General features: G+C 66.9%; 18 protein-coding genes. 9 read left to right on the top strand and 9 right to left on the bottom strand.

Annotated features, from left to right (window positions below; all coding sequences use genetic code 11):
* Positions 1 to 178 precede the first annotated feature (178 nt).
* Together TZ00_RS04675 and TZ00_RS04670 are read left to right on the top strand one after the other, a co-directional pair.
* Complete coding sequence (locus TZ00_RS04675) at positions 179 to 1627, top strand: DUF6421 family protein (RefSeq protein ID WP_044439683.1); 1449 nt, start codon at positions 179 to 181, stop codon at positions 1625 to 1627.
* Between the two features lie 77 nt (positions 1628 to 1704).
* Complete coding sequence (locus tag TZ00_RS04670) at positions 1705 to 2427, top strand: SDR family oxidoreductase (RefSeq protein WP_052521276.1); 723 nt, start codon at positions 1705 to 1707, stop codon at positions 2425 to 2427.
* Positions 2428 to 2495: 68 nt separating this feature from the next.
* On the opposite strand, the gene TZ00_RS04665 is transcribed toward TZ00_RS04670, so the two are convergent.
* The 3 genes from TZ00_RS04665 to TZ00_RS04655 form a co-directional block, all read right to left on the bottom strand.
* A complete protein-coding gene (locus TZ00_RS04665) occupies positions 2496 to 5930 on the bottom strand; it encodes a TM0106 family RecB-like putative nuclease (protein WP_044439682.1) in 3435 nt (1144 codons plus the stop codon).
* A gap of 6 nt (positions 5931 to 5936) precedes the next feature.
* The gene (locus tag TZ00_RS04660; protein WP_044439681.1) at positions 5937 to 7202 is read right to left on the bottom strand and encodes an MFS transporter; all 1266 of its coding nucleotides are present in this window, start codon (positions 7200 to 7202) and stop codon (positions 5937 to 5939) included.
* A 97-nt stretch (positions 7203 to 7299) separates the two neighbouring features.
* Positions 7300 to 8541 (bottom strand): MFS transporter, encoded by a 1242-nt coding sequence (locus TZ00_RS04655; RefSeq protein ID WP_044439680.1) that lies wholly within the window; start codon positions 8539 to 8541, stop codon positions 7300 to 7302.
* A gap of 111 nt (positions 8542 to 8652) precedes the next feature.
* Here TZ00_RS04655 and TZ00_RS04650 point away from each other — a divergent pair, with 111 nt between their 5' ends.
* From TZ00_RS04650 to TZ00_RS20580, 3 genes are all read left to right on the top strand, one after another.
* On the top strand, positions 8653 to 10395 hold the full coding sequence (locus TZ00_RS04650) for a cation:proton antiporter (protein ID WP_044440297.1): 1743 nt from the start codon (positions 8653 to 8655) through the stop codon (positions 10393 to 10395).
* A 169-nt stretch (positions 10396 to 10564) separates the two neighbouring features.
* Positions 10565 to 11644 carry a threonine aldolase family protein gene (locus tag TZ00_RS04645; RefSeq protein WP_044439679.1) on the top strand — a complete coding sequence of 360 codons (1080 nt, stop codon included), beginning with the start codon at positions 10565 to 10567 and terminating at the stop codon, positions 11642 to 11644.
* A 614-nt stretch (positions 11645 to 12258) separates the two neighbouring features.
* The gene (locus TZ00_RS20580) at positions 12259 to 12474 is read left to right on the top strand and encodes a CGNR zinc finger domain-containing protein (protein WP_161793727.1); all 216 of its coding nucleotides are present in this window, start codon (positions 12259 to 12261) and stop codon (positions 12472 to 12474) included.
* Between the two features lie 33 nt (positions 12475 to 12507).
* On the opposite strand, the gene TZ00_RS04640 is transcribed toward TZ00_RS20580, so the two are convergent.
* Genes TZ00_RS04640 through TZ00_RS04630 form a run of 3 tightly spaced genes read right to left on the bottom strand, consistent with a single transcriptional unit; the run spans position 12508 to position 14035 of the window.
* Complete coding sequence (locus tag TZ00_RS04640) at positions 12508 to 13218, bottom strand: ArsR/SmtB family transcription factor (protein ID WP_044439678.1); 711 nt, start codon at positions 13216 to 13218, stop codon at positions 12508 to 12510.
* A complete protein-coding gene (locus TZ00_RS04635) occupies positions 13215 to 13589 on the bottom strand; it encodes a hypothetical protein (RefSeq protein WP_044439677.1) in 375 nt (124 codons plus the stop codon). The genes TZ00_RS04640 and TZ00_RS04635 overlap by 4 nt, the downstream gene beginning before the upstream one ends.
* On the bottom strand, positions 13589 to 14035 hold the full coding sequence (locus tag TZ00_RS04630; RefSeq protein ID WP_044439676.1) for an OsmC family protein: 447 nt from the start codon (positions 14033 to 14035) through the stop codon (positions 13589 to 13591). The genes TZ00_RS04635 and TZ00_RS04630 overlap by 1 nt, the downstream gene beginning before the upstream one ends.
* A 228-nt stretch (positions 14036 to 14263) precedes the next feature.
* Here TZ00_RS04630 and TZ00_RS04625 point away from each other — a divergent pair, with 228 nt between their 5' ends.
* A complete protein-coding gene (locus tag TZ00_RS04625; RefSeq protein WP_044439675.1) occupies positions 14264 to 14863 on the top strand; it encodes a nitroreductase family protein in 600 nt (199 codons plus the stop codon).
* Positions 14864 to 14923: 60 nt separating this feature from the next.
* Here TZ00_RS04625 and TZ00_RS04620 read toward each other — a convergent pair whose 3' ends face one another.
* The 3 genes from TZ00_RS04620 to TZ00_RS04610 all read right to left on the bottom strand — a co-directional run bounded on the left by TZ00_RS04620 (position 14924) and on the right by TZ00_RS04610 (position 20654).
* Positions 14924 to 16507, bottom strand: coding sequence for an amino acid permease (locus tag TZ00_RS04620; protein ID WP_078713696.1), 1584 nt, complete (start codon positions 16505 to 16507; stop codon positions 14924 to 14926).
* 117 nt (positions 16508 to 16624) lie between these two features.
* Positions 16625 to 18268 carry a YncE family protein gene (locus TZ00_RS04615; protein ID WP_152631083.1) on the bottom strand — a complete coding sequence of 548 codons (1644 nt, stop codon included), beginning with the start codon at positions 18266 to 18268 and terminating at the stop codon, positions 16625 to 16627.
* Positions 18269 to 18500: 232 nt separating this feature from the next.
* The gene (locus TZ00_RS04610; protein WP_084605921.1) at positions 18501 to 20654 is read right to left on the bottom strand and encodes an ATP-dependent Clp protease ATP-binding subunit; all 2154 of its coding nucleotides are present in this window, start codon (positions 20652 to 20654) and stop codon (positions 18501 to 18503) included.
* 151 nt (positions 20655 to 20805) lie between these two features.
* Here TZ00_RS04610 and TZ00_RS04605 point away from each other — a divergent pair, with 151 nt between their 5' ends.
* The 3 genes from TZ00_RS04605 (at position 20806) to TZ00_RS04595 (ending at position 25617) form a co-directional block, all read left to right on the top strand.
* Positions 20806 to 24156: a DEAD/DEAH box helicase gene (locus tag TZ00_RS04605; RefSeq protein ID WP_044439673.1), complete on the top strand. Its 3351-nt coding sequence runs from the start codon at positions 20806 to 20808 to the stop codon at positions 24154 to 24156.
* Positions 24157 to 24340: 184 nt separating this feature from the next.
* Entirely contained in the window at positions 24341 to 25207 is an 867-nt protein-coding gene (locus TZ00_RS18675) for a C40 family peptidase (protein ID WP_084605920.1), read from the top strand.
* 113 nt (positions 25208 to 25320) lie between these two features.
* Positions 25321 to 25617 (top strand): hypothetical protein, encoded by a 297-nt coding sequence (locus TZ00_RS04595; protein ID WP_044439672.1) that lies wholly within the window; start codon positions 25321 to 25323, stop codon positions 25615 to 25617.
* The last annotated feature ends 120 nt before the right edge of the window (positions 25618 to 25737 follow it).

The raw sequence follows: 25737 nt of genomic DNA, 5'->3' as shown, positions 1-25737 counted from the left end.
TGCGTCTGACCGACAGCGGCGAGAGACCTGCGTTGCATGCAGGATTCGTGCTCGAAAGCGCGGTTCTGCTGCAGCAAATCGATGCCACGAACACGAAACCGCTGCCCGATCGACCGTAGCCTCGAAGCACGGCGCACATCGCGCTAGATGAGCACTGTCTTTGGATCGGAGGTTCCCCATGCCCACTACAACGACCACTCAGTACGTCGTTCCCGCGATCGGCGATGAACCCGAGGTTGTCGAAGACGCGTCGCTGGCGGAATCCTCCGCCGCCTGGACCGGTCTGAAGGCCGCCGCCATCGAACTCCAGGCCCTCCAGATCAAAGATGGGTCGGTGCTCGACGCGGCAGACCACGGGCGGGCGGCCGAACTCGTCGCCGTGATCTCGGCATCCATCGCGGCTCTGTCGCCTGCGTTCCCGCACGATGCCGAGTATCACGAGGCTCTGCGCGGTGACTTCTCGCGCTGGGTGGCCGACGGCTTCGGCGTTCCCGACTTCCTCGACTCGTTGGTGCTGTTCCACCCCGAGAGGCATCGCGAGAACGGAATCCGGCACCTCGTCGTCTTTCCGATGACGACGCAGAACGGGTCAGCCTCGCGGCTCGTCGAGGCCGTGCTCATCGAGGTCATCTGGCCGGAGTTCGTGGCCGAGCTCGAGGCGGGCGACTACTCCAACGCCTTGTTCGTGCCGATCCGCTTCGTCGATTTCACGCCCGGCTACGACACCAACTCGGCCGTTCTGTTCCCCGAGACCGTCGCGACACGCAGCATCCCGACGTTCACCTGGGGCGCCATCTTCGCCGACAGGGAGGCGGCACGGTTCCGCACCGTCGTGCGCGCAGCGGCCGACACCACAGGACTCGAACTGCCGGGAGACGCCGCCCGCCTGCTGACAGACCAGGCGCTCGCCGAGCGCACCTTCGTGATGTGGGACCTCATCCACGACCGCACCCACATGCGCGGCGATCTGCCCTTCGACCCGTTCATGATCAAGCAGCGAATGCCGTTCTTCCTGTACTCACTCGAGGAGCTGCGCTGCGACCTCACCGCGTTCCGCGAGTCGGTGCGCATCCAGCGCAGGCTTGAGGCCTTGGCCGCCGCGGGCGATTCGGTGCTGTCGGATGCCGATGCGCACCTTCTCGAGCACGCCCGGCTCGTGCAGTACGCGGTTCTGTTCGACCGCATCTTCCGCTTCGCGCTCACGGGATCGCGCGTGCGCAATTACGACGGGCTCGGCGGCCAGCTGCTGTTCGCGTGGCTGCACCAGCACCACGTGCTGCACTGGACCGACACGAAGCTCACCATCGACTGGCCTGAGGTCGCCGACAGTGTTCTTGCTCTCGGGCAGCGCATCGACGATCTCTACTGGCGCTCTATCGACCGCCCCAAGGTGGCGCACTGGCTGGCCGCCTACGAGCTGGTCACCGAGACGGTCACACCGAACCCGGCATCCGTGTGGGCTCGCGGGCCGCAGGCCCTGCCTCTCGACGGACCCCCTCGTGCCCTGACCGACGCCGTCCTCGACGACGAGTTCCCCCTCTCGATGTTCTACGAGGCTCTCTCGAAGAAGATCGGCGACGTGATCCTGTCAACCGAAGGCATCACGGGGTCGTCTCCGCAGAGCTAGCAGTGCCCGCTGCGGGCAGTGTGTACCGGTACGCCGGGGCATACTGTCCACGGCGGTACCTATCGAAGGGGCAGGTCATGAGCGTTGAGGGGCGCGTTGTTGTTGTTGCCGGGGCTACCAGTTCGTCGGGGGTTGCCACCGCGCGTGCGCTCATCAGCGCGGGTGCGCGTGTTGTGGCCGTCGGGTCGAACGTCGAGAGGCTCAGCGCCTTCGAGCGCTCTGTTGCGGGCGCTGCGACCCGGGTGTGCGACCTGTCGAGGCTGACCGCGGTCACCGAATTGGCCGGCTCCGTCGCGCAGGAGTTCGGAGCTGTCGACGGGCTCGTCCATCTCGTGGGTGGATGGCGCGGCTCGGCCGGCATTACGGCGCAGAGCGACGACGACTGGGCGGCCATGGATGCGGGGTTCACTACTCTGCGCAACACCTCGCGGGCCTTCTTCGACTCGCTGGTGGCGAGCGAGGCGGGCCGGCTGGCGATCGTGTCGTCGAACGCGGTCGAGCGCCCGACTGCCGGAGGCGCCAGCTACACCGCGGCCAAGGCGGCCGCAGAAAGCTGGGTACGCTCCGTCGCAGACGGCTTCCGCCGCGCGCAGTCGGGAAAGAAGGCCGACCCGGTGCCTCAGCGAGCTGCTGCCGTGCGATTCTCCGTTGTGGCCCTCGTCGACGGCGACATGCGTCGCGACAACCCCGAGAAGACGTTCGCCGGTTTTACCGACGTGGATGCGCTCGGCCAGGCCGTGGTCGGCCTCTGGCATGGCGACGCGGCAGAACTCAACGACAGTCGCATCCCGCTGGGCTGACGGAGCACCGCGCCGCGCATCCGCGCCTTTTCGGTGCATCCGCAACCGGTCGTGCGGGCGCGGATGCGTCAGTCCCCCGACACCAGGCGGATGAAGGCGCTCAGCTGAGCGAGCGTCTGCTCGGTTCTCGGCAGGGCATCGGTGAGGGTCGGCGAGTAGACCAGGTAGGCCGCCCACTGCGCTCGGGAGATAGCGACGTTGAGCCTGTTGGCCATGAGTAGGAACTCGAGACCCCGAGGCACGTCGTCTGCGGATGAGGCCGCGAGCGACACGATGGCGATCGCGGCCTCTCGTCCCTGGAACTTGTCGACGGTTCCCACGGGAATGGATGCATACCCTGCCTGCGCGAGTCGCAGCCTGAGCAACTCGACCTGCGCGTTGTAGGGCGCCACCACGATCACGTCGCGCTCGTCGAGCGGTCGAGCGACTCCGCCAGACCACCACGTGCTCCCGAGAACCGAGGCGACGATGTCGACCACGGCATCGGCCTCCTCGGGCGACGAGGTCGACCGCTCGGCGTGCTCGATCGCAACGGGGTGCAGCCCGGGTTCGACTGCCTCGAGCCGTCGGTCTGACGCGTGCGACACCAGCCGGCCCTCGTAGGAGAGTTCTGACACGGGCGCGCAGACCGCGGGATGCATTCGCCACGACGTGGCGAGGAAGTATCCGAACTCTGGCGGCAGAACGTCGTGCCCCGCAGAGAGCCAGCCGATGGCCGACTCATCGACGGGTTCGGGATGCGTGCCCTGGCTCACCTGAGGAAGCTGCTGCGGATCGCCGAGCAGCAACAGCCGTTTCGCCGACACCGCCGACGCGATGGTCGACGCGAGCGAGAACTGGCCCGCCTCGTCGACCACGAGCAGGTCGAGCGACTGTCTCGGGATGCGGGACGCATTGCTGAAATCCCATGCGGTTCCGCCGACGACGTATCCGCCATCTCGCCCAGTGAAGCCAGCGAAGGCCGTGGGAGAGAGCACCGTGAACGCGGGCTCGTCATCGTTGGCGCTCGTTGCCGCGGAGGCCTTCTTGCCCACCAGCGCGCGGTCGACGCCCGCCCCGACGACGGCGCGCAGCATGTTCTCGACGGCCGCGTGCGACTGAGCGACGACACCGATCTTCCACCCGTGCTCGTGCACGAGTCGGGCGATCACGTGCGACCCCGTGTACGTCTTGCCCGTTCCGGGAGGGCCCTGCACCGCGAGGTACGAGTGGTCGAGCGTGAGCAACGAGGCAACGAGCGCCGAGGCCACGTCGCCGACACCGTCGGCGTCGGTGGCCACGGGAGCGAGGGTCGCGCGCGGCGGTCGGCGGCGCAGAACGTCGTAGGCCGGGTCGGCGAGAGGATCGGGATGCGCGTCGAGAATCGCCCGCCCCCATTCGGAGATGGCCTCGACCTGGGTTCCGGCCGGCGGAGGCGTGCCGGGCGTCAGGGCGACGGGCAGCTCGTCGTAGTGCGGCGCGTCTTTCTCGAGCACCTCGTCGACGACGATCGTGCCGTCGTCGAGCGTCTCGACCACGGTGACCCGGCTGTGGGCGGTTCGGGCGCCGGGCTCGCGCCCCCGCAGGATGGGCGGATAGGGCGCGTCGTAGAGCATGAATGGATTCTGCCCGGGCTTCAGCGAGCTGCCCGGGGCGAGAATTCCACGCAGGCCGAGTCGGCGCCGGTCGCTGCGCTGCCTGCCCTCGCGGAACCAGTCGCGAAGCACGACCGCCTCAGTCACGACGAGCACATCGCGGGTGTCGGCCCATTCGTCGATCGGACCGGTGAGCCGCGAGAAGTGCTGCCACCAGAACGACTTCTGCTCGCGCCGGTGATAGTCGATGGCGGCGGATGCGAGCGCCAGCGCCGTGTCGTCGGCCGTGCGTTCTGCAAGCGGCACGGCCGCGGACAGCGCCGCGAGCTCTAGGTAGACAGGGTCGGGCTCGCGCACGGGCAGGTCGAAGTCGAGCCGACCGCCTGCCTCGGGCAGGGAGTCCCGAGGCACCGACGCGGCCCGCTCGAGCAGCCAGTCCCTCAGCCGCAGTGTGCTGACGCAGTCGTAGGTGTTGTAGCGGGCGATGTCGTCTTGCACTCGGGCTGACCCGACCACGTCGCCCGCGGCCAGAAGCTCCCGCGACCGCACGTATTCCGTGATGGAGTCTGCCGCGTTGGCCACCCCGGCCCGCTCGGCATCGCCCATGTAGAGCGGCTCGAGCTTCTTGAGCGAGTAGCTGTGCGTGCCGATGCGCATTCCCTGCCGCACTACGGGATAGAGATCGACCAGCACGTTCTGCCGCAGCAGGTCGTCGACGGTCTCTTCTCCGACACCGTGCCTGGCGGCGAGCGTGAGCAGGTGCGTGCGCTCGTAGGAGGCGTAGTGGTAGATGTGCATGAGCGGGTGCCTTGCTCGGCGCTCGGCCACGTAGTCGAGAAAGTCGATGAGCGCCTGCCGCTCCTCGGCCAGGTCGTGTGCCCAGAAGGCCACGAACGTCTCGTCGGGCTCGACGAGACCGAAGAGGTAGTCGAGGCCCCACGCAGAGCCCTCCTGATAAAGGGGGTCGCCCTCGAAGTCGAAGAAGATGTCGCCGGCATCGGGGGCCGGAATGGCCGCGAGCGGGGCAGGATCGGCGATCTGCCAGCTCAGTGCCTGCCCCGGCGCAGGCGGCTCGATCTGCATACGCGCCTGGCCGGCGAGCGATTCGAGCGTGGCCTGTGCGAGCCCGGGCACGGGGCCCGCGGCCGCCGCGAGCTGGTCGATGCTCTGGATGCCTGCGGCCCGCAGGCGCGCCCGTTGCGTGAGCCGCATGCCCGCCACCTGCAGAACGTCGCGGGTTCGTTCAACCTGCTCGGCGCAGGCGGCGCAGCGCCCGCATGCGGTGTAGCGCGGATCGCCCCACTGCGTGGCCTCGGAATCGGCCACGCGGTCGTCGACGAGCTGCTGCAGGCGCGCGCGCCGGCGGCGATAGACGGGCAAAATGTCGCGCAGCCGGTGCGAGGTCGTCTTGCCCGTGCCGAGGATGAGATGCACGGTCTCGCTGGTGGGGATGCCGTTCAGCTGCAACTGGTCGGCATAGGCGGCGAGCTGCAGCAGCGCCGTGATCTTGGCCTTGCGCGCGAGCTTGGTGTCGTAGACCGAATATGCGGGCACGTCGCCCGCGTCGCCGTCACGCACGAGAAAGTCGGAGTACCCGAGGAACCGACCGTCGAAGAAAGCGCCCTGGAAAACGACGGCGGCCCCGCCGCGCAGCGCCTCGAGCGTCTCGGCGGCGGCCACCGCGACCTGGTCGATCGCAGGCCTCTCGATCTCGACGACGCCGCCCGTCTCGCGCAGGTGCTCGAGCGTCGCGAGCTCGTGCAGGTCGCCCAGCGTCGCCGTGCGCTGCAGCATGTCATCTTCGGCCTCGACGACCTCGTCGATGCGGCCCAGTTTGGCGTCGAGCTTGCGCATCAGCGCCCACTCGCAGGAGGCCGCGGCGGTGAGGTCGCTGGCCGAGTAGACCACCGTGCCGTCGAGAAGGAACATGGATTCTCAGCCCTCTCGGTTGTCGGCCCTCGCGTCGTTCGTCCCCACGCTAGCGGGAGCCGCCGACACCGCCCGAGGCATCCGGAGCGAGTAGAGCGACGCAGCAAGGAAGAACACGGCGCCCACTCCGAACGCGACGGGGAACGAGAAGGCGTCGACCAGGGCACCCGCCGCGAGCGGCCCCACGATGGCGCCGATGTCGGAGCTCATCGAGAAGATGGCGATGCCTCGCCCGCCGCGTCGGCCGACGACATCGCCAACGGATGCCGCAGGGGCGATTCCGAGAAACGCCGAGACGACCCCGTAGAGGCTGAGAAGAACCGTGAGCGTGACGATGTCGCCCGTGAACGAGATGGCCACGGTCAGCGCGGCCGCCGCGGCCAGCGACAGCACAAGAGCCGGCTTGCGCCCTGCGCGGTCGATGAAGCGCGCCGCGGGTCCGAGCGCCAGGGTCTGGGCGACGGCGGCGATGGCGAACGCGATGCCCGTGAACGAGCTCGGCCCCTTGATCACCTCGACGACGATCACGGGGATCAGTGCGCTGCGCACTCCGAAGGAGTTCCAGCCCTGCGCGAAGTTCGCGAGGCAGGCGGCGCGGAAGCGCGCATCCCGCAGCACGTCGCGAAGGGGAACCAGCGGATTGACCGAACCATCGGCATCCGGCGCGCCCGCGGCCTGCCTGTCTGCGGGCTGCGCGCGGGGTCGCAGAAGCACGAGCCCGACGATTCCGGCGACGGCGAGAGTGCCGGCGTAGAAGAAGAACGGGGCGGTGAGCGAGATCGTGGCGAGAAGGCCGCCGATCGCAGGTCCTGTCATTCCGCCGATGAGGAAGCCGCCCTGATAGAAGCCCACGGCGCGGGCGCGATGCGCGGCGCTGGTCGAGCCGAGCAGTAGCGTCATGGCGGCGACCGTGAACATGGCCGAGCCGATTCCGCCGACGCCGCGCAGGATGAGCAGGTGCGGGTAGTCCGCGGCGATGCCCACGAGTCCGCTCGAGACGGCGACGATACCGATTCCCACGGCGAGCACGACTCGCTCGCCCATGAGGTCGATGAGCTTGCCGACGAAGGGGCTCGCGACGAGGCGCATGAGGGCGAAGGCCGAGACGACGGCGCCGACCTCCGCGTAGCCCACACCGAAGCTGCGCACGAATACGGGCAGCACGGGCACGACGACGCCGAAGCCGACCATCACGAAGAAGGCGATGAGGCCGAGAACGTAGACGTCGCGGGAGAGGCGCTCACGAGGGGCGGAGCGGAAGGGGCGTGGCACCCTCTCAGGCTACGGGCGTTTCGGGCTTCCGTTCCCTGAGCCTGTCGAAGGGAGCCGTCGAAGGGGCACGTCCCGACAGGTTCAACGAACGAGACCCCTACAGCGACTCGCCCACCGTGATCGCCTCGGCCTCGGCGAGCGGGCTCTCCTCGTGGGCGGCGTCGACCCGGCGCAGCGCCTTGCGGCCGAGGAACGCGATCAGCACGGCTACCAGTACAGAGGCCGCACCGGCATACATCGGCGCGCTCGGCGAGATCGCTGCGGCCAGGGCGGCGGCACCGGGAGGTGCGAAGGCTCCACCGAGAAAGCGCACCGCGGAGTACGACGACGACGCCACCGATCGGGGCAGGTCGCTCGCCTCCATCACGCTCTCGGTCAGCACCGTGTTCACGATTCCGAGCATGAGGCCGCCAACGACGATGCACGCGATGAGACCGGCCTGCGAGTCGATCACGATGCCACCCGCGATCAGGTCGAGAGCGAGGATGGTGAGCGCGAGCTTGAGCGCACTCGTGCGTTTCATGCGCTTCGTCAGCATGGGAGCGACGAACACCGAGGTGAACGCCACAGAGAGACCCCAGGCGAAGAAGGTGTAGCCGAGTCCCATCTCATCGAGACCGAGCGGATACGGCGTGTACGCCAGCAGCACAAAGAAGCCGATGTTGTAGAACAGGGCGATTCCGGCGAGGTAGCGGATGCCGGGCACCTTCATGGCGGTGAACGGCGCCGAGAGCTTCGTGGGGGTGCGCACCACGGTCTTGTCCTCCCGCAGAAGAGTGACGATCGCGATGAATCCCACGGCCATGAGCACCGCGGTGCCGAAGAACGGGCCCCTCCAGCTGATCGTGCCGAGCGTTCCACCGAGCAGGGGGCCGACCGCGATGCCGAGGCCGAGCGCGGCCTCGTACAGAGTGATCGCGGCACCGCTTCCGCCGCTGGCCGCGCCGACGATCGTCGACAGGGCGGTCGAGATGAAGAGCGCGTTGCCGAGCCCCCATCCGGCGCGGAAGCCGATGACGCCCTCGACGCTGCCAGCCACGCCCGCGAGCGCGGCGAACACGACGATCAGGGCGAGCCCGATCAGCAGCGTCTTCTTGGCGCCGATGCGGCTCGAGATCCAGCTCGTGATGAGCATGGCGAGTCCGGTAACGACGAGGTAGCTCGTGAACAGCAACGATGTCTCGGTCGGGCTGGCCTTCAGACTCTTCGCGATGGCGGGCAGAATCGGGTCGACGAGCCCGATACCCATGAACGCGATCACGCTGGCGAACGCCACCGCCCATACGGCGAGGGGCTGTTTGAGAATGGATCCTGTCTGAGGTGAAGTAGAAGTTGGCACTGATCAACTATATAGCTAAGGCATGTAGTTTGCTCCGGGACGCCTCAACAGGCTCGACGAACGGCCGCACGAAATGTGGCCGGAACATAGTCCCAGTACCCTGTAGTGACCATGGAACTCGGCGTCTACGCAGTATTCGGCATCGCGGTCATCGTCGCGGTCGCGTACTTCTCGAAACGCCTCGGCGTCGCCGCGCCAATCATTCTTGTGATCGTCGGCGTCGGAATCTCGTTCCTTCCCGGCTTCCCCGAACTGCAGATCGAAGGCGAGCTCGTGCTCGACGTGGTGCTGCCGCCGATTCTCTACGCGGCGGCCATCAGCGTTCCCGTGGTCGACTTCAGGCGAAACTTCAGCACCATCACAAGCCTCTCGGTCGTGCTGGTGATCGTCACCGCGTTCGGCACCGGCTTCCTGCTGTTCACGATGCTGCCCGATCTCAATCTCGCCGCGGCCATCGCACTGGGCGCCATCATCAGCCCACCCGACGCGGTCGCAGCGACATCCATCGGCCGCCGTCTCGGGTTGCCGCCGCGCATCCTGACCGTGCTCGAGGGTGAGGGCCTCGTGAACGACGCCACCGCCCTGGTGCTGCTGCGCTCAGCCACCGCCGCTGCCGCGGGCGGCCTGCTCTCGCCGTGGGAGACCGTGGGCGACTTTCTTTTCGCCGTCTTCGTCGCCATCGTGATCGGGCTGCTCGCCGGCCTCATCTCGGTGTTCGTGCGCACCAAGCTCGACGACCCCGTTCTCGACACCGCGATCTCCATCGCCGTGCCGTTCCTGGCGTTCCTGCCCACCCAGGCGCTCGGCGCATCCGGTGTTCTCGCGGTGGTCGTGGCCGGCCTTTACACCGGGCATCATGCGCCGTCGGCGTTCTCGGCGCAGGCACGGATCAGCGATCGCATCAACTGGCGCACCATCCAGTTTTTGCTCGAGAACGGTGTGTTCCTGCTGATCGGTCTCGAGATCCGCACGCTGATCAACGATGTGGATCACCCCGAGATCTTGAGCGTGGGGGACGCCGTCGGAATCGGACTCGTTGCCGTCGTAGCGTTGACCCTGGTGCGGTTCCTCTGGATCGGCCCACTGGTCTACATGCTGAAGAGGCGAGCGGAGCACGCCGAGAAGCTCACCTACAAGAATCTGCTCGCCCTCTACCACTATCGAAAGACTCCACACCGAGGCATGTGGACAGCGCGGCGCCGCCTGCGCGAGGAGCGGCTCTACGAGCGCCGACGCTCCGACCTCGAGCAACTGCGGCGAGAGAGCATCGACTGGCGCGGCGGAATCGTTCTGAGCTGGTCGGGAATGCGCGGCGTCGTCACGCTGGCCGCGGCGCAGTCGCTGCCCCATGACATCCCTTATCGCTCGCAGCTCATTCTCATCGCGTTCACTGTCGCGGTCGTGACCCTGATCGTGCAGGGTGGCACTCTGCCCTGGCTGATCCGACTGCTCGGAATCCAGGGCGTCGATGAGGCCGAAGACCGGCGCGAGCTCGCCACCCTGCTCGACGAGATCAGCTTCGCCGGCCTCGCCGTGCTCGACGACCCCGCGGCCGCCATCGACGGCACGAACGAGGTCGATCCCGACGTCGTCGAGCGGGTGCGCCAGTCGTCGTTCCTCAGGGCCGAGGCCGCGTGGGAACGCTCGCACGAGGCATCGCCCGCCTCAACGAGCACGGACGAAACGCCCCACCGCGTGTACCGCCAGCTGCGGCTCGCCGTAGTGCTCGCCGAGCGCGAAAGACTTCTGGATGCCCGCCGTCGGGGCGCTTATCCGTCACGAATTCTCGCGCAGGCCCAGGGCATGCTCGATGTCGAAGAGACGCGGCTGCGGCCCCGCACCGGGGATCACTGATCGCCGCCGCCGCTCGCAGTGGCAGCACGGCACGGCTGCAATTCAGGAGATATCGACCGGGAGTGAGGTTTTCGTCCGCCGCCGCTCGAAATTACCTGCGTTACAGCGCTAGCAACAAAGACGCGCCGAACGCAACGCCCGTGCGCGGCGCGTACGCGAGACTGGAGTCGTGACCCCTTCGACTGACACCGCCTCTCCCCTGCACCTGCACGACACCGACTACCGCGGGTTCGCCTCCGACAACTACGCCGGTGTGCACCCCGAGGTGCTTGCGGCCGTCGCTGCAGCCAACGGCGGCCACCAGATCGCCTACGGAGAAGACCTCTACACGGCCCGTCTGCAGCAGGTGATGGCCGAGCACTTCGGCGACGGCGTCGAGGCGTTCCCCGTGTTCAACGGCACCGGCGCGAACGTTCTGAGCCTGCAGTCGATGCTGCCCCGCTGGGGTGCGGTGATCTGCACGCAGACCGCCCACATCCACACCGACGAGAACGCGGCGCCCGAGCGGGTCGCGGGCTTGAAGCTGCTCACCGTGCCGACACCGGATGGCAAGCTCACGCCCGAACTCATCGACCGCGAGGCCTGGGGCTGGGGCGACGAGCACCGCGCGCAGCCGCTGGCCGTGTCGATCACGCAGACCACCGAGCTGGGCACCGCCTATACGCCCGTCGAGGTGCGCGCCATCGCCGATCACGTGCATGCCCGCGGCATGACCCTGCACATGGACGGCGCGCGCATCTCCAACGCCGCAGCCTCCCTCGGCGTGCCGCTCCGGGCATTCACCTCCGACGCCGGAGTCGACGTACTCTCGTTCGGCGGAACGAAGAACGGACTTATGTTCGGCGAGGCGGTCGTGGTGCTCAACCCGGAACGCTCCGAGGGCCTCATGTACCTGCGCAAGCTCAACATGCAGCTCTCGAGCAAGATGCGCTTCGTCTCGGCGCAACTCATCGCGCTTCTCAGCGACGGGCTCTGGATGCGCTCCGCCTCGCAGGCCAACGCGATGGCTCAGCGACTGCGGCAGGCCGTCGAGGGGCTGGATGGCGTGACGATCACTCAGCCGACGCAATCGAACGCCGTCTTCGCGATCGTGGCTCCAGAGGTCGCAGACCGGTTGCGCGAGAGCTTCCGTTTCTACGACTGGGATCCGTCGACGGGCGAGGTGCGCTGGATGTGCGCCTTCGACACCACAGAGGCCGATGTCGACGCGTTCGCGGCGCGACTGCGGGAGTTGCTCGCCGAGCGCTGACCCGCAAGAAGGGCACCGCTCCCTGAGTCTGTCGAAGGGGGTCGCCCCTCATCTGCCCGCGCCTTAATGTAAGGGTTTACCGGTGCAAGACCATGGCGTCACGATTGCGGAATGGCTCTCTGCGCAGCAAACAACTACCGGTCCCACTTTTTCGCCCTGGATCATGAAGAGCGGGTGGGCGACGCCGTCGTGCAGTCGTTCTCCTGCCCCTGCGGCGCGCGTCAGCAGTCGACGCGCCGCGATCTTCGCGTCCACAAGCGGCCATTTTGGCGCCGAGGATGATGGGATGACCTCATGCATGTCGACTCTCGCGGCCAGGGCCCAGTCCTCCTAGCCGCGAACCTTGTGAACAATCCGGTAGAGACCCCTGCCGGGCTCGAACTCGTCTGCCGCGCCGCCGGAGTTGTTGTCGAGCAACCAGCGACCTACTCAGACGTTGTGCAGCTCAACGATCGGCTCGCCGCCTGGCAACAACTCGCCGACGAATCGGATGTGTCAGCCAGGGTGGCAATGCTGAACCATCTCCTCGATCAGTCAGTCGTCGGCGCCCCAACCCTGACGATGCACAACGACCAGCCGCTCCACCTGCACTACCGAGAAGACGGGGTTTCCCTGTGGCAGTCGCTCGAAGCGATGATCCTCGTGGGTACCGCCATGCACTTCGTCTCCCGAGGGGCGACGAGGCTGGGGCGCTGCGCCGAGCCTGCCTGCCTGCCTGCGAACGGATCTTCGTTGACATCAGCCGCCCCGGGACGCAACGTTTCTGCTCCACGGAATGCGCCAATAGAGCAGCTGTCCGTCGACACCGCGATCGTGCTAAGGCGAGCTAGCCGTGCTCCGGCAGCCTCAACGAGTGCGACTCGTTACACGCGAGTCTGTAGAGACACACCAACGGTCGATTCGAGTTCCTCGAGGCGCGCAGCGCCGAGGTCTGTGAGACGAACGGCCCTGCTGTCTGGCCGCCGGGAGACCCAGCCCTGGGCATCCATCGCACTGAGTACCTGCGCGCCAAGCTGACCGGCGATGTGAGCGCGTCTGCCGGTCCAGTCCAGGCACCCTCGCGCCCAGGGGCGGCGGCCCTCTGGGCGCTGAAGGTGGAAGGCTGCTGCCACCGGACCGGCGGGGAACGGATCAGGCGGTATCGAGTTGGCGCCGATCTGCAGGTCAGCCAGCGTTGCGGAATGCCGCAGCAGATCCGTGACACGCAGCCCGAGGTCACCGGCGAGGTGGTCGTAGCAGCTCCGCCCCGAACGAAGTTCCTGCGAGACGCGATGCTGCCGCAGCGAACGTATCTCGCTTCGTGGCGCGATCGCCTGCAGAGCTTCGATCGCGAGCGAGACGTCACTGTTCGCAAGCCGAAAGAAGCGGTTACGTCCGCGATGGTCTACCGCAACGATTCCTGCGCCGAGAAGAACCCGAAGATGCTCGCTGGTCGTGGATGCGGACACACCCGCCGCACGAGCAAGGTCCCCTGCCGGAATCGACCGGCCTCCAAGCAAGGCGGTAACGATTCGACCGCGCGCGGGGTCGCCCAACGCTCGGGCAGGAACCGCAATGTCCGGCTCGCCGTTCATGCGGGGAGGGCCGCTAGCAACGCGTCACGCGCGGCCTCAGCATCGCCGACGATGAGGACCTTGCGGTTGTCGTGATCGCTGTACTGCCCGAGAAGAATGACTCCGGCTTCGACGAGCGTGTTCATCATGCGCCCCAGGGCGCCCGGCACGTCAGCGTCGAGCTCTGCGACGACCACTTCTCGAACGACGACGGGTCCAATTCCCGCCTCGGTGAGCGCTCGCACCGCCAAGTCTGCGTCGGCCACGAGATAGTGCGCCACGCCCGACCACATCCCCCCACCCTCGAGACCGACACCCGCCTCACCGAGAGATCGTCCGATCCGGGCCAGAGAGCTCGCGCCGTCTGGCGTTAGAACTTCGATGTCGAACATCACCGCACCTCGATGGTCGGTTCGATCGTCACGTCTGTGATGAGGCTATTCGCGATATAGCACTGCTGATGAGCCTTGTGCAGAAGCCTCTCAACCCGCTCGATCGTCGCGCCTCGCACGATGATTCTGGGGCGAAGCACGATGCTCGTCAGACGCATGGGGCGCTCATCGTCGGGCATGACCCCCTCGGCCGCGTCCTCGTATTCGAGCACCTCGACCCCGCCGAGGGCAGCGACAGCGAGGAACGACAGGAGCTGGCACGAGCTGGCGGCCGCGACCACGAACTGCTCCGGATTCGGCAGAGCCGCGTCACCACGAAATGCCGAGTCGGCACTTGTGGTGACGGCGGTGCCACTCATGGTTATGTCGTGCTCGCGGCTGTAGCTGTCGTAATCCAGCGTTCGACCCGCCCACCGGAGTGTGCTCGCGTAATTGTGTGTCGTCATGGCTCAACGCTATGGCCGGATCCCTTCGTCAGGAACCGAAACGTTCTCGCGACGGGTCGCGCTCCCTCGACGCCAAGTGCGGCCGCCATCTTGGGGAACCATGAGAAGTTCCTCCGACCCGGGAATACCCCCGTCTTCTATGCGTTTGCATAGCTAGGCAATGGATGCCTGGCCATGCATCCACCGCCCAAGGGGATGCGACGAAGCACACCGTAAGGAAGAACCGTTATGACCCTCACCACGACCACCGCCGTGACCCGCGCCGACGAGACCAGCGCTCCGATTCTCGAGGTGCTCGCTGCTCGTTGGAGTCCGCGCTCCTACGACCCGACCGTCGCGATCGACGAGCAGGCACTCGCATCCGTTCTCGAGGCCGGCAGGTGGTCGCCATCGGCGGCCAACACGCAGCCGTGGCGCTTCATCGTGGCCCGCCGCGGATCCGAGGCCTTCGACAAGATCGTGTCGAACCTCATGGGCTTCAACCAGGCCTGGACCCCGAACGCCGCCGCGCTCATCGTGAACATCGCGGAGACCACCGACCTCGACGGCAAGCCGCGCGGCATGGCGGCCTACGACCTCGGCCAGGCCGTGGCCCACATGTCGATCCAGGCCCACCACGAGGGCCTGCACGTTCACCAGATGAGCGGCATCATCGCCGAGGGGCTGCGCGACGCGTTCTCGATTCCCGAGAACCTCACCCCGCTCACCGTCACCGCGCTCGGCACGATAGACGCCCCCGAGGCGCTCGGCGAAGAGGGCGCCATCGCCCGCGAGAAGGCTCCGCGCGAGCGCTTCCCCCTCGACGAGATCGTTCTCGTCAACGAGTAGCACCCCCGTTCCCTGAGCTTGTCGAAGGGGCCCTTCGACAAGCTCAGGGGACGACGACTACTACTTCGTGCCGCGCCCGTCGCCGGGCCGTTCCGCCACCACGGGGAACGGCCCGGTGTAGCCCTCGCGCGCGGCGGCGATCGCTTTGATGCGATCGCGGCTCGCGTACCAGCCGATGATCAGCAGCGGAATGATTACCACGAGCGACGAGATCGTGATCGTTCCCACCGGAAAGTCGATGGCCATCAGCACGAGCACCGTCGCGAGGAACGCGAGCGTGAGCCACGACGTGAACGGCGCACCGAACAGCCTGAACGCCGGTCGCTCGAGCTTGCCCTCTTTCGCCCACTTCTGCAGGCGCATCTGGCAGAGGATGATCGTGCCCCAGCCACTGATGATTCCGAGCGCTGACACATTGAGCACGATCTCGAACGCCTGCTCGGGAACGATCGCGTTGAGTCCTACCCCGAGCAGAGTGATGGCCGCGGTCAGCAGAATTCCGCCGTACGGCACGCCCTGCTTGTTCATGCGCCCGGTGAATCTGGGCGCCGCCCCGGCTTCAGACATCGAACGCAGGATGCGACCGGTCGAGTAGAGCCCGGCGTTCAGACTCGAGAGGGCGGCCGTGAGAACGACGAAGTTCATGATGTTTCCGGCGATGGCCCCGACTTCCGGACTGCCAATGCTCGAGAAGAACGTGACAAAGGGGCTCTCGCCCGCCTTGTACGCGGTGTAGGGCAGCAGGAGCGACAGCAGCAGCACCGATCCCACATAGAAGACGGCGATGCGAATCACGACGGTGTTGACCGCGCGCGGCATGATCTTCTTCGGGTCGGCGGTCTCGCCGGCGGCGGTTCCGACGAGTTCGATGGCCGCGTATGCGAAGACGACGCCCTGGATCACTAGAACAGTCGGCAGGAGCCCAGCGGGAAAGAATCCGCCGTTGTCTACGAGAAGCGAGATGCCTGTTTCGCCGTTTCCGACATCCGTTGGAAAGGAGAAGGCGAGGAAGATCGCACCGATGATCAGGAACGCCACCAGCGCGACGACCTTGATGATCGCGAACCAGAACTCCATCTCACCGAAGACCTTCACCGACACGAGGTTCAGGCTCAGCACGATCGCGAGGGCGATGAGCGCGAGCAGCCACTGCGGCACGTCGGTGAACGCCGACCAGAACTTCACGTACAGCGCCACAGCGGTGACGTCGACGATGGCCGTCATGGCCCAGTTGAGGAAGTACATCCACCCTGCGACGAACGCCATCTTCTCGCCGAAGAACTCGCGCGCGTAGGAGATGAACGAGCCGGATGACGGCCGGTGCAGCACCAGCTCCCCGAGGGCCCGCAGGATGAGGAAGGCGAAAAAGCCGCAGATCGCGTAGACGATCACGAGCGACGGCCCGGCCGAGGCAAGCCGCCCGCCGGCGCCGAGGAACAGCCCCGTTCCGATGGCGCCACCGATGGCGATCATCTGCAGTTGCCGAGGCTTGAGAGTCTTGTGGTAACCCTCCTGCTCGTGCGAGAAGTCCTGCACACTCGAGACCTCGTCGCCGAGGTTCTCCCGATTGCGAGCGGCGGCGATGCGCCTGTCTCTCGGCGTGATCTTGTCGGACGGGTTCACGGGTGGCTCTGACTTCGTCATGGAATGCCTCGTTTCGGTCGACGTCTGTTGACTCGCAGAAAAAGAGCCTAGCCCCGAAAGGGGGCCACACATTGACCGGTGGCCCTCTTTTTAACGCGCAGGAAACGATCGACGAGGTCAGGCGCGCACGCGCGCCCGTCGCGATGCCAGCAGGCCAGCCGCTCCGAGTCCGAGCAGCGCAAGCACTCCGGCCGCGGCCGTACCTGCCGGGAAGCCGGTCGCCGCCAAGGTGCTCGAGGGCTTCTGCCCCGCTGCGTCCGAAGGAGTCGACACCGTCGGACCGCCCGGCGTGACTGCCGCAGCGACGGTGGTGACCGTGCTCTTCCCTGCGAGCGTCACGGTGGCGGGCGCGACGACGGTCACGTCGAACGCCGCGTCGCCCGGGGCCAACCCGGGAACTGCCGCCCGGGCGAATCCGTCGGCGCCGGTCTGTGCCGAGAACACGGCGCCGGATGCGTCGGTGAAGTTCAGCGTCGAGGCCAGCGGAAATCCGTCGGCGCGCACCAGGCTCGCCGTCGCCGCGCCATCCGTGCCGACCACGTGACTGCTGGCGTATCCGGTCAGCGTGACATCGCCGATGGTCGAGACCGTTCCCTCACCGATGTTGGTCACGTAGACCGATCCGCCCACCCGAGGATCGGGCACAAGAGCGAACCCGTCGCGGCCGACGGTCAACGAAACAACCGGGGTCGCGGCATCCACCACGGGCGGAACGACCGACACGAACGACTTGATGTTCTCGGGCCCGGCCCCTGTGGGCCAGACCTCGGTGAGCACCATGGCGGTGCCGTCTGCACGCACCGACAGTGCCCGCGGCTGGGAGACGACGGGGTCGGCACCGTCGGGCAGCGGCGCAAGCGTCTCGGTGCGGGTGACCACGGCCGAGGAGAAGTCGTCGGCGGGAGTAAGCCAGGAGATGGTGTTGTCGTCGAAGGTCAGTGCGAGCTGGTCATCGACCGCGTCCCAGGTCACACCGACCGGAGTCTTCTCCAGCGCGATGACACCCAGCACCGAAGCCGAGCTCGCCGCAGCGTCGATGACCGTGACGGTCTTGCCGTTCTCGCTTGCAACATAGAGGCGCTGGTGCACAGAGTCCATCGCAGTGACGGACGCACTTGTCTCGACGCCGGCGATGGTCTGCACAATGTTCATGCGGTCGGGGCCGGTCGATGCTCCGATCACCGAGATGACGTCGGCGTCCGAACCCACAACGAAGATGCGACCGTCGCTCGCAGCCTCGAGACGCTGTGAGTGGTCCGCGACCGGGATCTGCGGTGGCAAGGATGTCTCCGTGTAGGCGACGGCGGGGTCGAGCACCGAGACACTGGCGTCGGGTGCTGTGTTGTGAGCCACGTACACCGTGCCGTCGAGCGGCGAGACGGCGACGTCGGATGCGGCGAAGCCCCCGCCCAAGGGAATCACGGTGCTCGCTCCGGTGGCGAGATCGATGCGCACGAGCGCGGTCTCGAACGGGTCGGCCGTTGTGCCCGTGGAGTCGGCCAGATAGAGAACGTCGCGAGCGGGGTCGACCACGCCGTCTTGATAGAAGTACTTGCCGGTCTTGTTGTAGACCTTGTTGGTGTCGAGCACGGCGGTCTGGGTCGACGTCGATGTGACCACTGGCGCCGCGCCATCAGCCGGCACTGCGGCGGCAGCGCTCGCTCCGAGGCCGAGCGCCGCCCCGGCGAGGGCAAGTACGGCGACCGCACTTCCCAACCGACGACGAGAAAAACGGGCACGGGGGCGGAAATCGCGCAGCATGGAGCCTCTTCGCTTGGAGAATGCTACAGAAAGTAGCAAAACGACCCTAGCAGGGCGACGCCGCCGCCAATCGCCGAGAGCACATGCAGCCGGCCTCTCCTGTTGCAGCCCCGTTGCAGCGGCAAGCATGTTACCGGCCGCGACGAATGTTGCCGGGCGGGCGGCAACATCCGTCGCTCCCAGCAACATCCACGCCGGCAACATTCACACCGGCAACGCTCACTCGACCGCGCTACGCGTTGTTGCCCTCCGGGGTCACCGTCAGCGCGTCACCCGTGTCATCGAGGTCGACTCGCACCGTGTCTCCGTCACGCACCGTTCCGCGCAGGATCTCGGTGGCCAGGCGGTCGTCGATCTCGTGCTGCATAAGGCGGCGCAGCGGCCGAGCCCCGTAGATCGGGTCGTAACCCTTCTCGGCGAGCCAGGCACGAGCATCCGGAGTGACGGCCAGATCGAGTCGGCGGTCGCTGATGCGGCGAGCCAACCGGTCGACGTAGAGCGAGACGATCTGCGCGAGGTCTTCGCGGGTGAGCGCCTGGAACACCACGATGTCGTCGAGCCTGTTTACGAACTCGGGCTTGAAGGCCTGGCGAACGAGCGCCTGCACCGCCTCTTCTTTTTGCTCGAGACTCAGGCTCTGATCGACCAGGTACTGCGATCCCAGGTTCGAGGTGAGGATGAGGATGGTGTTGCGGAAGTCGACAGTGCGACCCTGCCCATCGGTGAGCCGACCGTCGTCGAGTACCTGCAGCAGCACGTCGAAGACCTCGGGGTGCGCCTTCTCGACCTCGTCGAGCAGCACAACGGAGTAGGGCCGACGACGCACGGCCTCGGTGAGCTGGCCGCCCTGCTCGTAGCCGACGTATCCGGGAGGGGCTCCGAGCAGACGCGCCACGGAGTGCTTTTCTCCGTACTCCGACATGTCGATGCGAATGAGCGCCTTCTCGTCATCGAAGAGAAAGTCGGCGAGGGCCTTGGCAAGCTCGGTCTTGCCGACGCCGGTCGGGCCGAGGAACATAAACGAACCGGTCGGGCGATCGGGGTCGGCGATGCCGGCTCGCGAGCGCCGGATCGACTCCGACACGGCCACGACGGCACGCTTCTGGCCGATGAGGCGCTTGCCGAGCTCGGCCTCGAGGGCGAGCAGACGCTCGGTCTGCCCCTGGGTGAGGCGATCGACTGGGATGCCGGTCCAGGCGGCGATCACCGACGCGATGTCGTCGCTGGTCACCTGATCGTTGACCATCATCGGCCCCTCTTGTTCGACAGCCTCAGCCTCGGCCAGCTGCCGCTCAATAACGGGGATCTCGGCATACAGCAGCTTCGATGCCTGCTCGAGCTTGCCCTCGCGCTGGGCGCGCTCGGCCTTCATGCGCGCGGCGTCGAGCTTCTCCTTCAGCTCGCCGACGCGGTTGAGGCTCGCGCGCTCCTTCTCCCACCGGTCTTGCAGCTCTTTCAGCATGGCGCCACGAGTCTTGAGATCGTCGCGCAGCTTCTCGAGGCGCTCCTTCGAGGCCTCGTCTTTCTCCTTCTTGAGTGCGAGCTCTTCGAGCTTCAGACGGTCGACACTGCGGCGCAGCTCGTCGATCTCGACAGGGGCCGAGTCGATCTCCATGCGCAGCCGCGACGCGGCCTCATCGATCAGGTCGATGGCCTTGTCGGGCAGCTGCCGGCCGGGGATGTAGCGATTCGACAGCGCTGCGGCCGCGACGAGTGCGGCGTCGGCGATCGCCACCTTGTGGTGCGCCTCGTAGCGCTCCTTGAGCCCGCGCAGAATCGCGATGGTGTCTTCGACACTGGGCTCGCCGACCAGCACCTGCTGGAAGCGGCGCTCCATCGCCTTGTCTTTCTCGATGTATTCGCGGTATTCGTCGAGCGTCGTGGCGCCGATCATGCGCAGCTCACCCCGCGCGAGCATGGGTTTGAGCATGTTGGATGCCGCAACGCTGCCTTCGCCGGCGCCGGCACCCATCAGGGTGTGCAGCTCATCGATGAAGGTGATGATCTGGCCGTCGGCGTCGTTGATCTCCTTGAGCACAGCTTTCAGACGCTCCTCGAACTCGCCGCGATACTTCGCGCCGGCCACCAGGGCCGCCAGGTCGAGCGAGATGAGCTGCTTGCCCTTCAGCGAGTCGGCAACGTCGCCCGCGACGATGCGCTGAGCGAGCCCTTCGACGACGGCGGTCTTGCCGACGCCGGGCTCGCCGATGAGCACGGGGTTGTTCTTGGTGCGACGCGTCAGCACCTGACTGACTCGTCGAATCTCGGCGTCGCGCCCGATCACCGGGTCGAGTTTGCCGCTCGCGGCGATCTCGGTGAGGTTGACGCCATACAGCTCGAGGGCGCTCTTCGCGTCCTCCTGAGCGGGGGCCTGCCCTGCTTGCATGTGCCTGTCCTTTTTCTCCTCGTGGGGCGAATCCGGTGAGGCGCCCTCATAAAACTTGAGTCCTGCTGGCTCAACTTTACTCCTAACGCTCCGGATGCGCCAGGGTATTCCCGGCCGATCGGATGTCGGGGGTGCGTGGGAGCATGGATGCATGCCCGAGTCGATCTTTCCGCTCGTCGATGCGACGGAGATCAGCCGACTCGTCGGCCGAGGAGCCTTCGAGCGCGGGCAGGCCTATTTTCGGCAGGGCGCCGTCGTCGACGTCGCGTGGAACCCCGCGACCCGGGTGATCAGCGCCCTCGTGCAGGGTGGGGCACCCGATCCCTACGCCTGCTCGGTCACCCTCGGCACGACAGGTCGCGGTTTCCGTCCGATCTTCAGCATGTGCGACTGCCCCGTCGGCATCGACTGCAAACATGTCGCCGCCGCGCTCATCGACACCAACGCGCGCGCCATGAAACCGCTGGTGTCGTCGCCTGCCCAGCCAGAGGCATCCGGCGCCACCGACTGGAAAAGCCTGCTCGGCACCGCCGTCGGCATCGCCGACAACCGTGCCGCAGCAGAGACAGAGACGGCCGGATCCGTGCCGATGGCGCTGCAGTTCGAACTGCGCGAGCGGGCCGCCCGCACGCATGACCGCTGGCGCGGCCCCACCTCCACGTCGGCGTCGCCGCGCTCGTCTCCCGCCGTGGCCGCAACCCGCCGGCTCGGCGTGCGGCCCGTGGTGCGCAGCGCATCCACCGGCGCCTGGGTGCGCAACAACCTCACCTGGGGCACCGTCGTGCACCAGGCCAACCGCATGAATCTCGACGCCGAGCAGCACCGCTGGTTCGCCGAGTTCGCGGCCGTGCAGCGAGCGAGCCGCGCCACCTACACGGGGCAAGACCTCGATTGGATCTACCTCGACGAGTTCGCAAGCCCGCTTCTCTGGCATCTGCTCGACGAAGCGGCGCGCATCGGCATCGCACTGGTGGGCGTCAAGAAAGACGCGACGGTCGCGGTCGCTCGGCGAGCGAGCGTGGGCCTGGATGCGTCGGCCGACGAATCGGGCGGCCTCGCGTTGGCCAGCACGGTCGCCTTCGACGACACCGAGATCGAGGTCGATTCGATCGGGCCGATCGGCGCCCACGGGCTCTATTCCTACGCGCTGAGCCCGAGATTCACCGCAACTCTTGCGCCCCTCGACGCACCGCTGACCGACGAGCAGCGCCGGCTCGTATTCGAAACCCCGTTGCACACGATTCAGGTGCCCCGCAGCGAGAAGGCCGAGTTCTTCGACGACTACTACCCGCGCCTGCGCCGACTCCTGCCGATCACGAGCGCCGACGAGTCCGTCACCCTGCCCGAGCAGGCGAAGGCCACGCTCGTGCTCACGGCCACGTTCGAGCCGAAGGGTCGCCTGCGCATTTCGTGGGGCTGGCGCTACGGGGGGTCGCAGGTTCTTCCCCTGCACGCGACCGCCGCCGACAGTGCCCTGCGCGACGAGACAGACGAAGGTCGCATCCTCTCTCTGCTCTCGCACACCCTCACGGCGCGCGGGTGGGGCGGGGCAGACCCGAGCGTCGCGTTCGCGAGCCGCAACGTGTTCGACGGCGTCGACGCGGCACAATTCGTGGTCGAGGTGCTCGACCAGATCGACGGCCGCGACGACGTGGTGGTCGAGACCGTGGGCACGCGCCCCGACTACGTCGAGCTCACCGAGGTGCCCGAGCTCACGGTCACCACTGTCGAGACCGACAAACGCGACTGGTTCGATCTCGGCATCATGGTCACGGTCGAGGGGCGAACCATTCCCTTCGGCCCGCTGTTCACCGCCCTGTCGAAGGGCAAGAAGAAGCTGAAGCTCGTCGACAACAGCTATCTCTCTCTTCAGCAGCCGGTGTTCGAGAGACTGCTCGAACTCATTGAAGAGGCGCGCAGCATCGCCGAGTGGGAGACCGACACCCCGCGCATCAGCCGGTATCAGGCCAGCCTCTGGGCCGACTTCGAAGACTTGGCCGAAGAGACCGTCGAGGCCACAAGCTGGCGCGCCGCTGTGTCGGGGCTCAACTCGGCCGACGGGGTCGACACGGTCGCCGTACCGTCGACAGTGAAGGCCGAGCTGCGGCCCTACCAGGTCGATGGTTTCTCATGGCTCGTCTTCCTGCACGCACACTCGCTGGGTGGCATCCTCGCCGACGACATGGGGTTGGGCAAGACGCTGCAGACGCTCGCTCTCATCGCGCACTCCCGGCAGCAGCCGATCGCAGCCGACGAGACGCGCGCGCCGTTCCTCGTGGTCGCTCCAACTTCGGTGGTGTCGAACTGGGTCGCCGAGGCGCAGCGGTTCACGCCCCGCCTCGTCGTGCGGTCCATCAGCGCCACCGAGGCGAAGAGCAAGAAGAAGGTGGCCGCGATCTCGGCCGACGCCGACATCGTGGTCACGTCGTACGCCCTATTCCGACTCGAGTTCTCGGCCTACAACGCCGTCGACTGGGCCGGGCTCATTCTCGATGAGGCGCAGTTCGCCAAGAACCACACGTCGCGCATTCACCAGTGCGCCCGCGACCTGAACGCGCCGTTCAAGCTGGCCATCACGGGCACCCCCATGGAGAACAACCTGCTCGAGCTGTGGTCTCTCTTCGCCATCACCGCGCCCGGGCTCTTCCCGTCGTCACGCCGGTTCACCGAAGACTACGTTCGGCCCATCGATCGCGGCGAGAACCCGCAGCTGATCGCGCGGCTGCGCCGTCGCATCCGACCCCTGATGATGAGACGCACCAAGCAGCTCGTCGCGCCCGAACTGCCCGAGAAGCAGGAGCAGGAGCTGCAGATCGAGCTCGCGCCGAGCCACCGCAAGCTCTACGACGTTGTGCTGCAGCGCGAGCGACAGAAGCTGCTGGGCCTCATCGACGATCTCGACAAGAACCGCTTCATCGTGTTCCGCTCGATCACCCTGCTGCGCATGCTCAGCCTCGACGCCTCGCTCATCGACGAGAAGTACGCGAACATCCCGTCGTCGAAGCTCGACTCGCTGATGGAGCAGCTCGACGACGTGGTGGCCGAGGGGCATCGCGCGCTCGTGTTCAGCCAGTTCACGACCTTCCTGCAGAAAGCGGCGGCTCGGCTCGATGCGCTCGGGGTTCCCTACGAATACCTCGACGGGTCGTCGCGCAAGCGAAAAGACATCATCGACCGGTTCAAGCAGGGCGAGGCCCCGGTCTTTCTGATCGGCCTCAAGGCGGGCGGATTCGGCCTCAACCTCACGGAGGCCGACTACGTCTTTCTGCTCGACCCGTGGTGGAACCCCGCATCCGAATCGCAGGCCATCGACCGCACCCATCGCATCGGACAGACCAAGAACGTGATGGTCTACCGGCTGGTCGCCGAGGGCACCATAGAAGAGAAAGTCATGGCGCTCAAGGCCAAGAAAGCCGAGCTCACCGACGCGGTACTCGACGACGAGGCCGCGTTCAGCCAGGCGCTGACGGCAGACGATATTCGGGGCCTGCTCGAGAGCTGAGCGCGCTCTCCACCTGAGCACACCTCACCTCTGCCAGGTTGTACTCAGGACGCCCCTGTACCGTCGCCCGGGTTGGAAAGCACCCCGCCGGTCGCCTCGTCGACCTGAGACAGGGTGGGTGCATCCATACGGGGGGAACCCGAATACCTGCCCGACGTTCTACAGATCCTTGAGGTACTAACGCATGAGTGCACGACGCTCGGCACGATCCGCTGCCCTCCTACCCGAGGGGCAGCGCACGAGTTTTCAGGCTCCGACGAGAGCTGCCCTCACAGAGGCGACTCGCCAATCGCGGGCCCGCCCAGCGTCTGCCTCTTCGCCGTTCCGACGCCGCAGTATCCGCAACCTGGCTCGGGCTGGCGTATTCATCGTCGCAGCCGGCATGGCCAGCGTCACGGCCCTGCCCGCCTACGCGATGATGCCGACAGGTACCAACCCGGTGGCGAGCACCGTCAACGCAGGGCAGACCTTCGTCGATACCTCGGCGCCGGCCACTCAGACCCTCGACGTCAATGCTGACGCTCAGGTCGCGGCGCTCTCCGCAACCCGCGACTCCTACAACTCGACCGACGCATCCGTGCTTCAGGCACAGCGCGATGCCGAAGCTGCCGCAGCCCAGGCTGCCGCCGATGCTGTCGCGGCAGCCGCCAAAGCGGTCGAGACGGCGTCGACGCCCTCGGGCCCCAAGACGTTCGCACCGCCGCAGGGCGGCTACAGCGGCGAGGCCGTCGTGGCCTACGCCGAGCAGTTCGTGGGCGTTGTGCCCTACGGCTGGGGCGCAGACCCCAACGACAGCTTCGGATGCGATGGGTTGACCCAGTACGTGTACGGCCAGTTCGGCATCTCCCTGCCTCGTGGCGTCGACCACCAGGCGGCACTCGCGACACGCATCACTCAGGACGAGGCAGTGGCCGGCGACCTCGTCGTCTGGCCGGGCGAGCACATCGGCATCTACGACGGAGCTGGCGGCGTGATCCACTCTCCCGACTTCGGTCGCTACGTCGAGCACGCCCACAGCCTCTGGGGCAGCCCGGTCTTCTACCGCCTGTAGGCGCGTTCGGCCGCCGTCGAGCGCGGGCGTTCCCGCCCAGCGCGCTGGCCCCGCACGCGCGCTCGGCGCGAACTCCCGCGCTCGGCGTCGACCCCCGTGGCATACTCGCACCCGTGCCTTCGTATCGTTTCTCCGCCGCGATCGGTGTGCTCCGCCCAGGCGTCGCTGCGGCCCGCCTGCTGCCCGAACTGACGGATGACGCGCGCACCCTCGCCATCGTCGAGGCGTCCAGCATCGCGGTGGTTCGCGGCGAGGCCCGCGTCGTCATCCGTTTCACCGGCGACGACGATCCGGATGCGCGCAGCATCGCGCTCGGCATCTTCGGCCTGGCGGGCGAGTTGGCAGAGCTCAGTGCGCCGGAGCTCACCCGCAGGGTCGGCAACCGCTGGATCGCCGTCGCTGCGGAGTGACGTTGCGGAGTGACGCTGCCGAGTGACCCTGCGGAGCAACGCCGCCGAGTGATAACATTCGGAATCAAATCTTTACCGATTCGATCGCCGCGACGGCGCGGGCAGTGCCAGACTGGCCCC

This window comes from Agreia bicolorata, assembly GCF_000938265.1.
In the GTDB taxonomy this organism is placed as follows: Bacteria; Actinomycetota; Actinomycetes; order Actinomycetales; family Microbacteriaceae; genus Agreia; species Agreia bicolorata.
Note: the sequence above shows the minus strand (reverse complement) of the source record. Positions and strands in the feature narration are given on the sequence as shown.

What these genes read in the sequence shown, in the direction of transcription:
- TZ00_RS04635 (WP_044439677.1), bottom strand. Translation starts at nt 13,589, where the DNA reads ATGTTCGACATCGAAGTTCTAACGCCAGACGGCGCGAGCTCTCTGGCC.
- TZ00_RS04670 (WP_052521276.1), top strand. Translation starts at nt 1,705, where the DNA reads ATGAGCGTTGAGGGGCGCGTTGTTGTTGTTGCCGGGGCTACCAGTTCG.
- TZ00_RS04650 (WP_044440297.1), top strand. Translation starts at nt 8,653, where the DNA reads ATGGAACTCGGCGTCTACGCAGTATTCGGCATCGCGGTCATCGTCGCG.
- TZ00_RS04630 (WP_044439676.1), bottom strand. Translation starts at nt 14,035, where the DNA reads ATGACGACACACAATTACGCGAGCACACTCCGGTGGGCGGGTCGAACG.
- TZ00_RS04675 (WP_044439683.1), top strand. Translation starts at nt 179, where the DNA reads ATGCCCACTACAACGACCACTCAGTACGTCGTTCCCGCGATCGGCGAT.
- TZ00_RS04665 (WP_044439682.1), bottom strand. Translation starts at nt 5,930, where the DNA reads ATGTTCCTTCTCGACGGCACGGTGGTCTACTCGGCCAGCGACCTCACC.
- TZ00_RS04620 (WP_078713696.1), bottom strand. Translation starts at nt 16,507, where the DNA reads ATGACGAAGTCAGAGCCACCCGTGAACCCGTCCGACAAGATCACGCCG.
- TZ00_RS04605 (WP_044439673.1), top strand. Translation starts at nt 20,806, where the DNA reads ATGCCCGAGTCGATCTTTCCGCTCGTCGATGCGACGGAGATCAGCCGA.
- TZ00_RS04615 (WP_152631083.1), bottom strand. Translation starts at nt 18,268, where the DNA reads ATGCTGCGCGATTTCCGCCCCCGTGCCCGTTTTTCTCGTCGTCGGTTG.
- TZ00_RS04625 (WP_044439675.1), top strand. Translation starts at nt 14,264, where the DNA reads ATGACCCTCACCACGACCACCGCCGTGACCCGCGCCGACGAGACCAGC.
- TZ00_RS18675 (WP_084605920.1), top strand. Translation starts at nt 24,341, where the DNA reads ATGAGTGCACGACGCTCGGCACGATCCGCTGCCCTCCTACCCGAGGGG.
- TZ00_RS04610 (WP_084605921.1), bottom strand. Translation starts at nt 20,654, where the DNA reads ATGCAAGCAGGGCAGGCCCCCGCTCAGGAGGACGCGAAGAGCGCCCTC.
- TZ00_RS04640 (WP_044439678.1), bottom strand. Translation starts at nt 13,218, where the DNA reads ATGAACGGCGAGCCGGACATTGCGGTTCCTGCCCGAGCGTTGGGCGAC.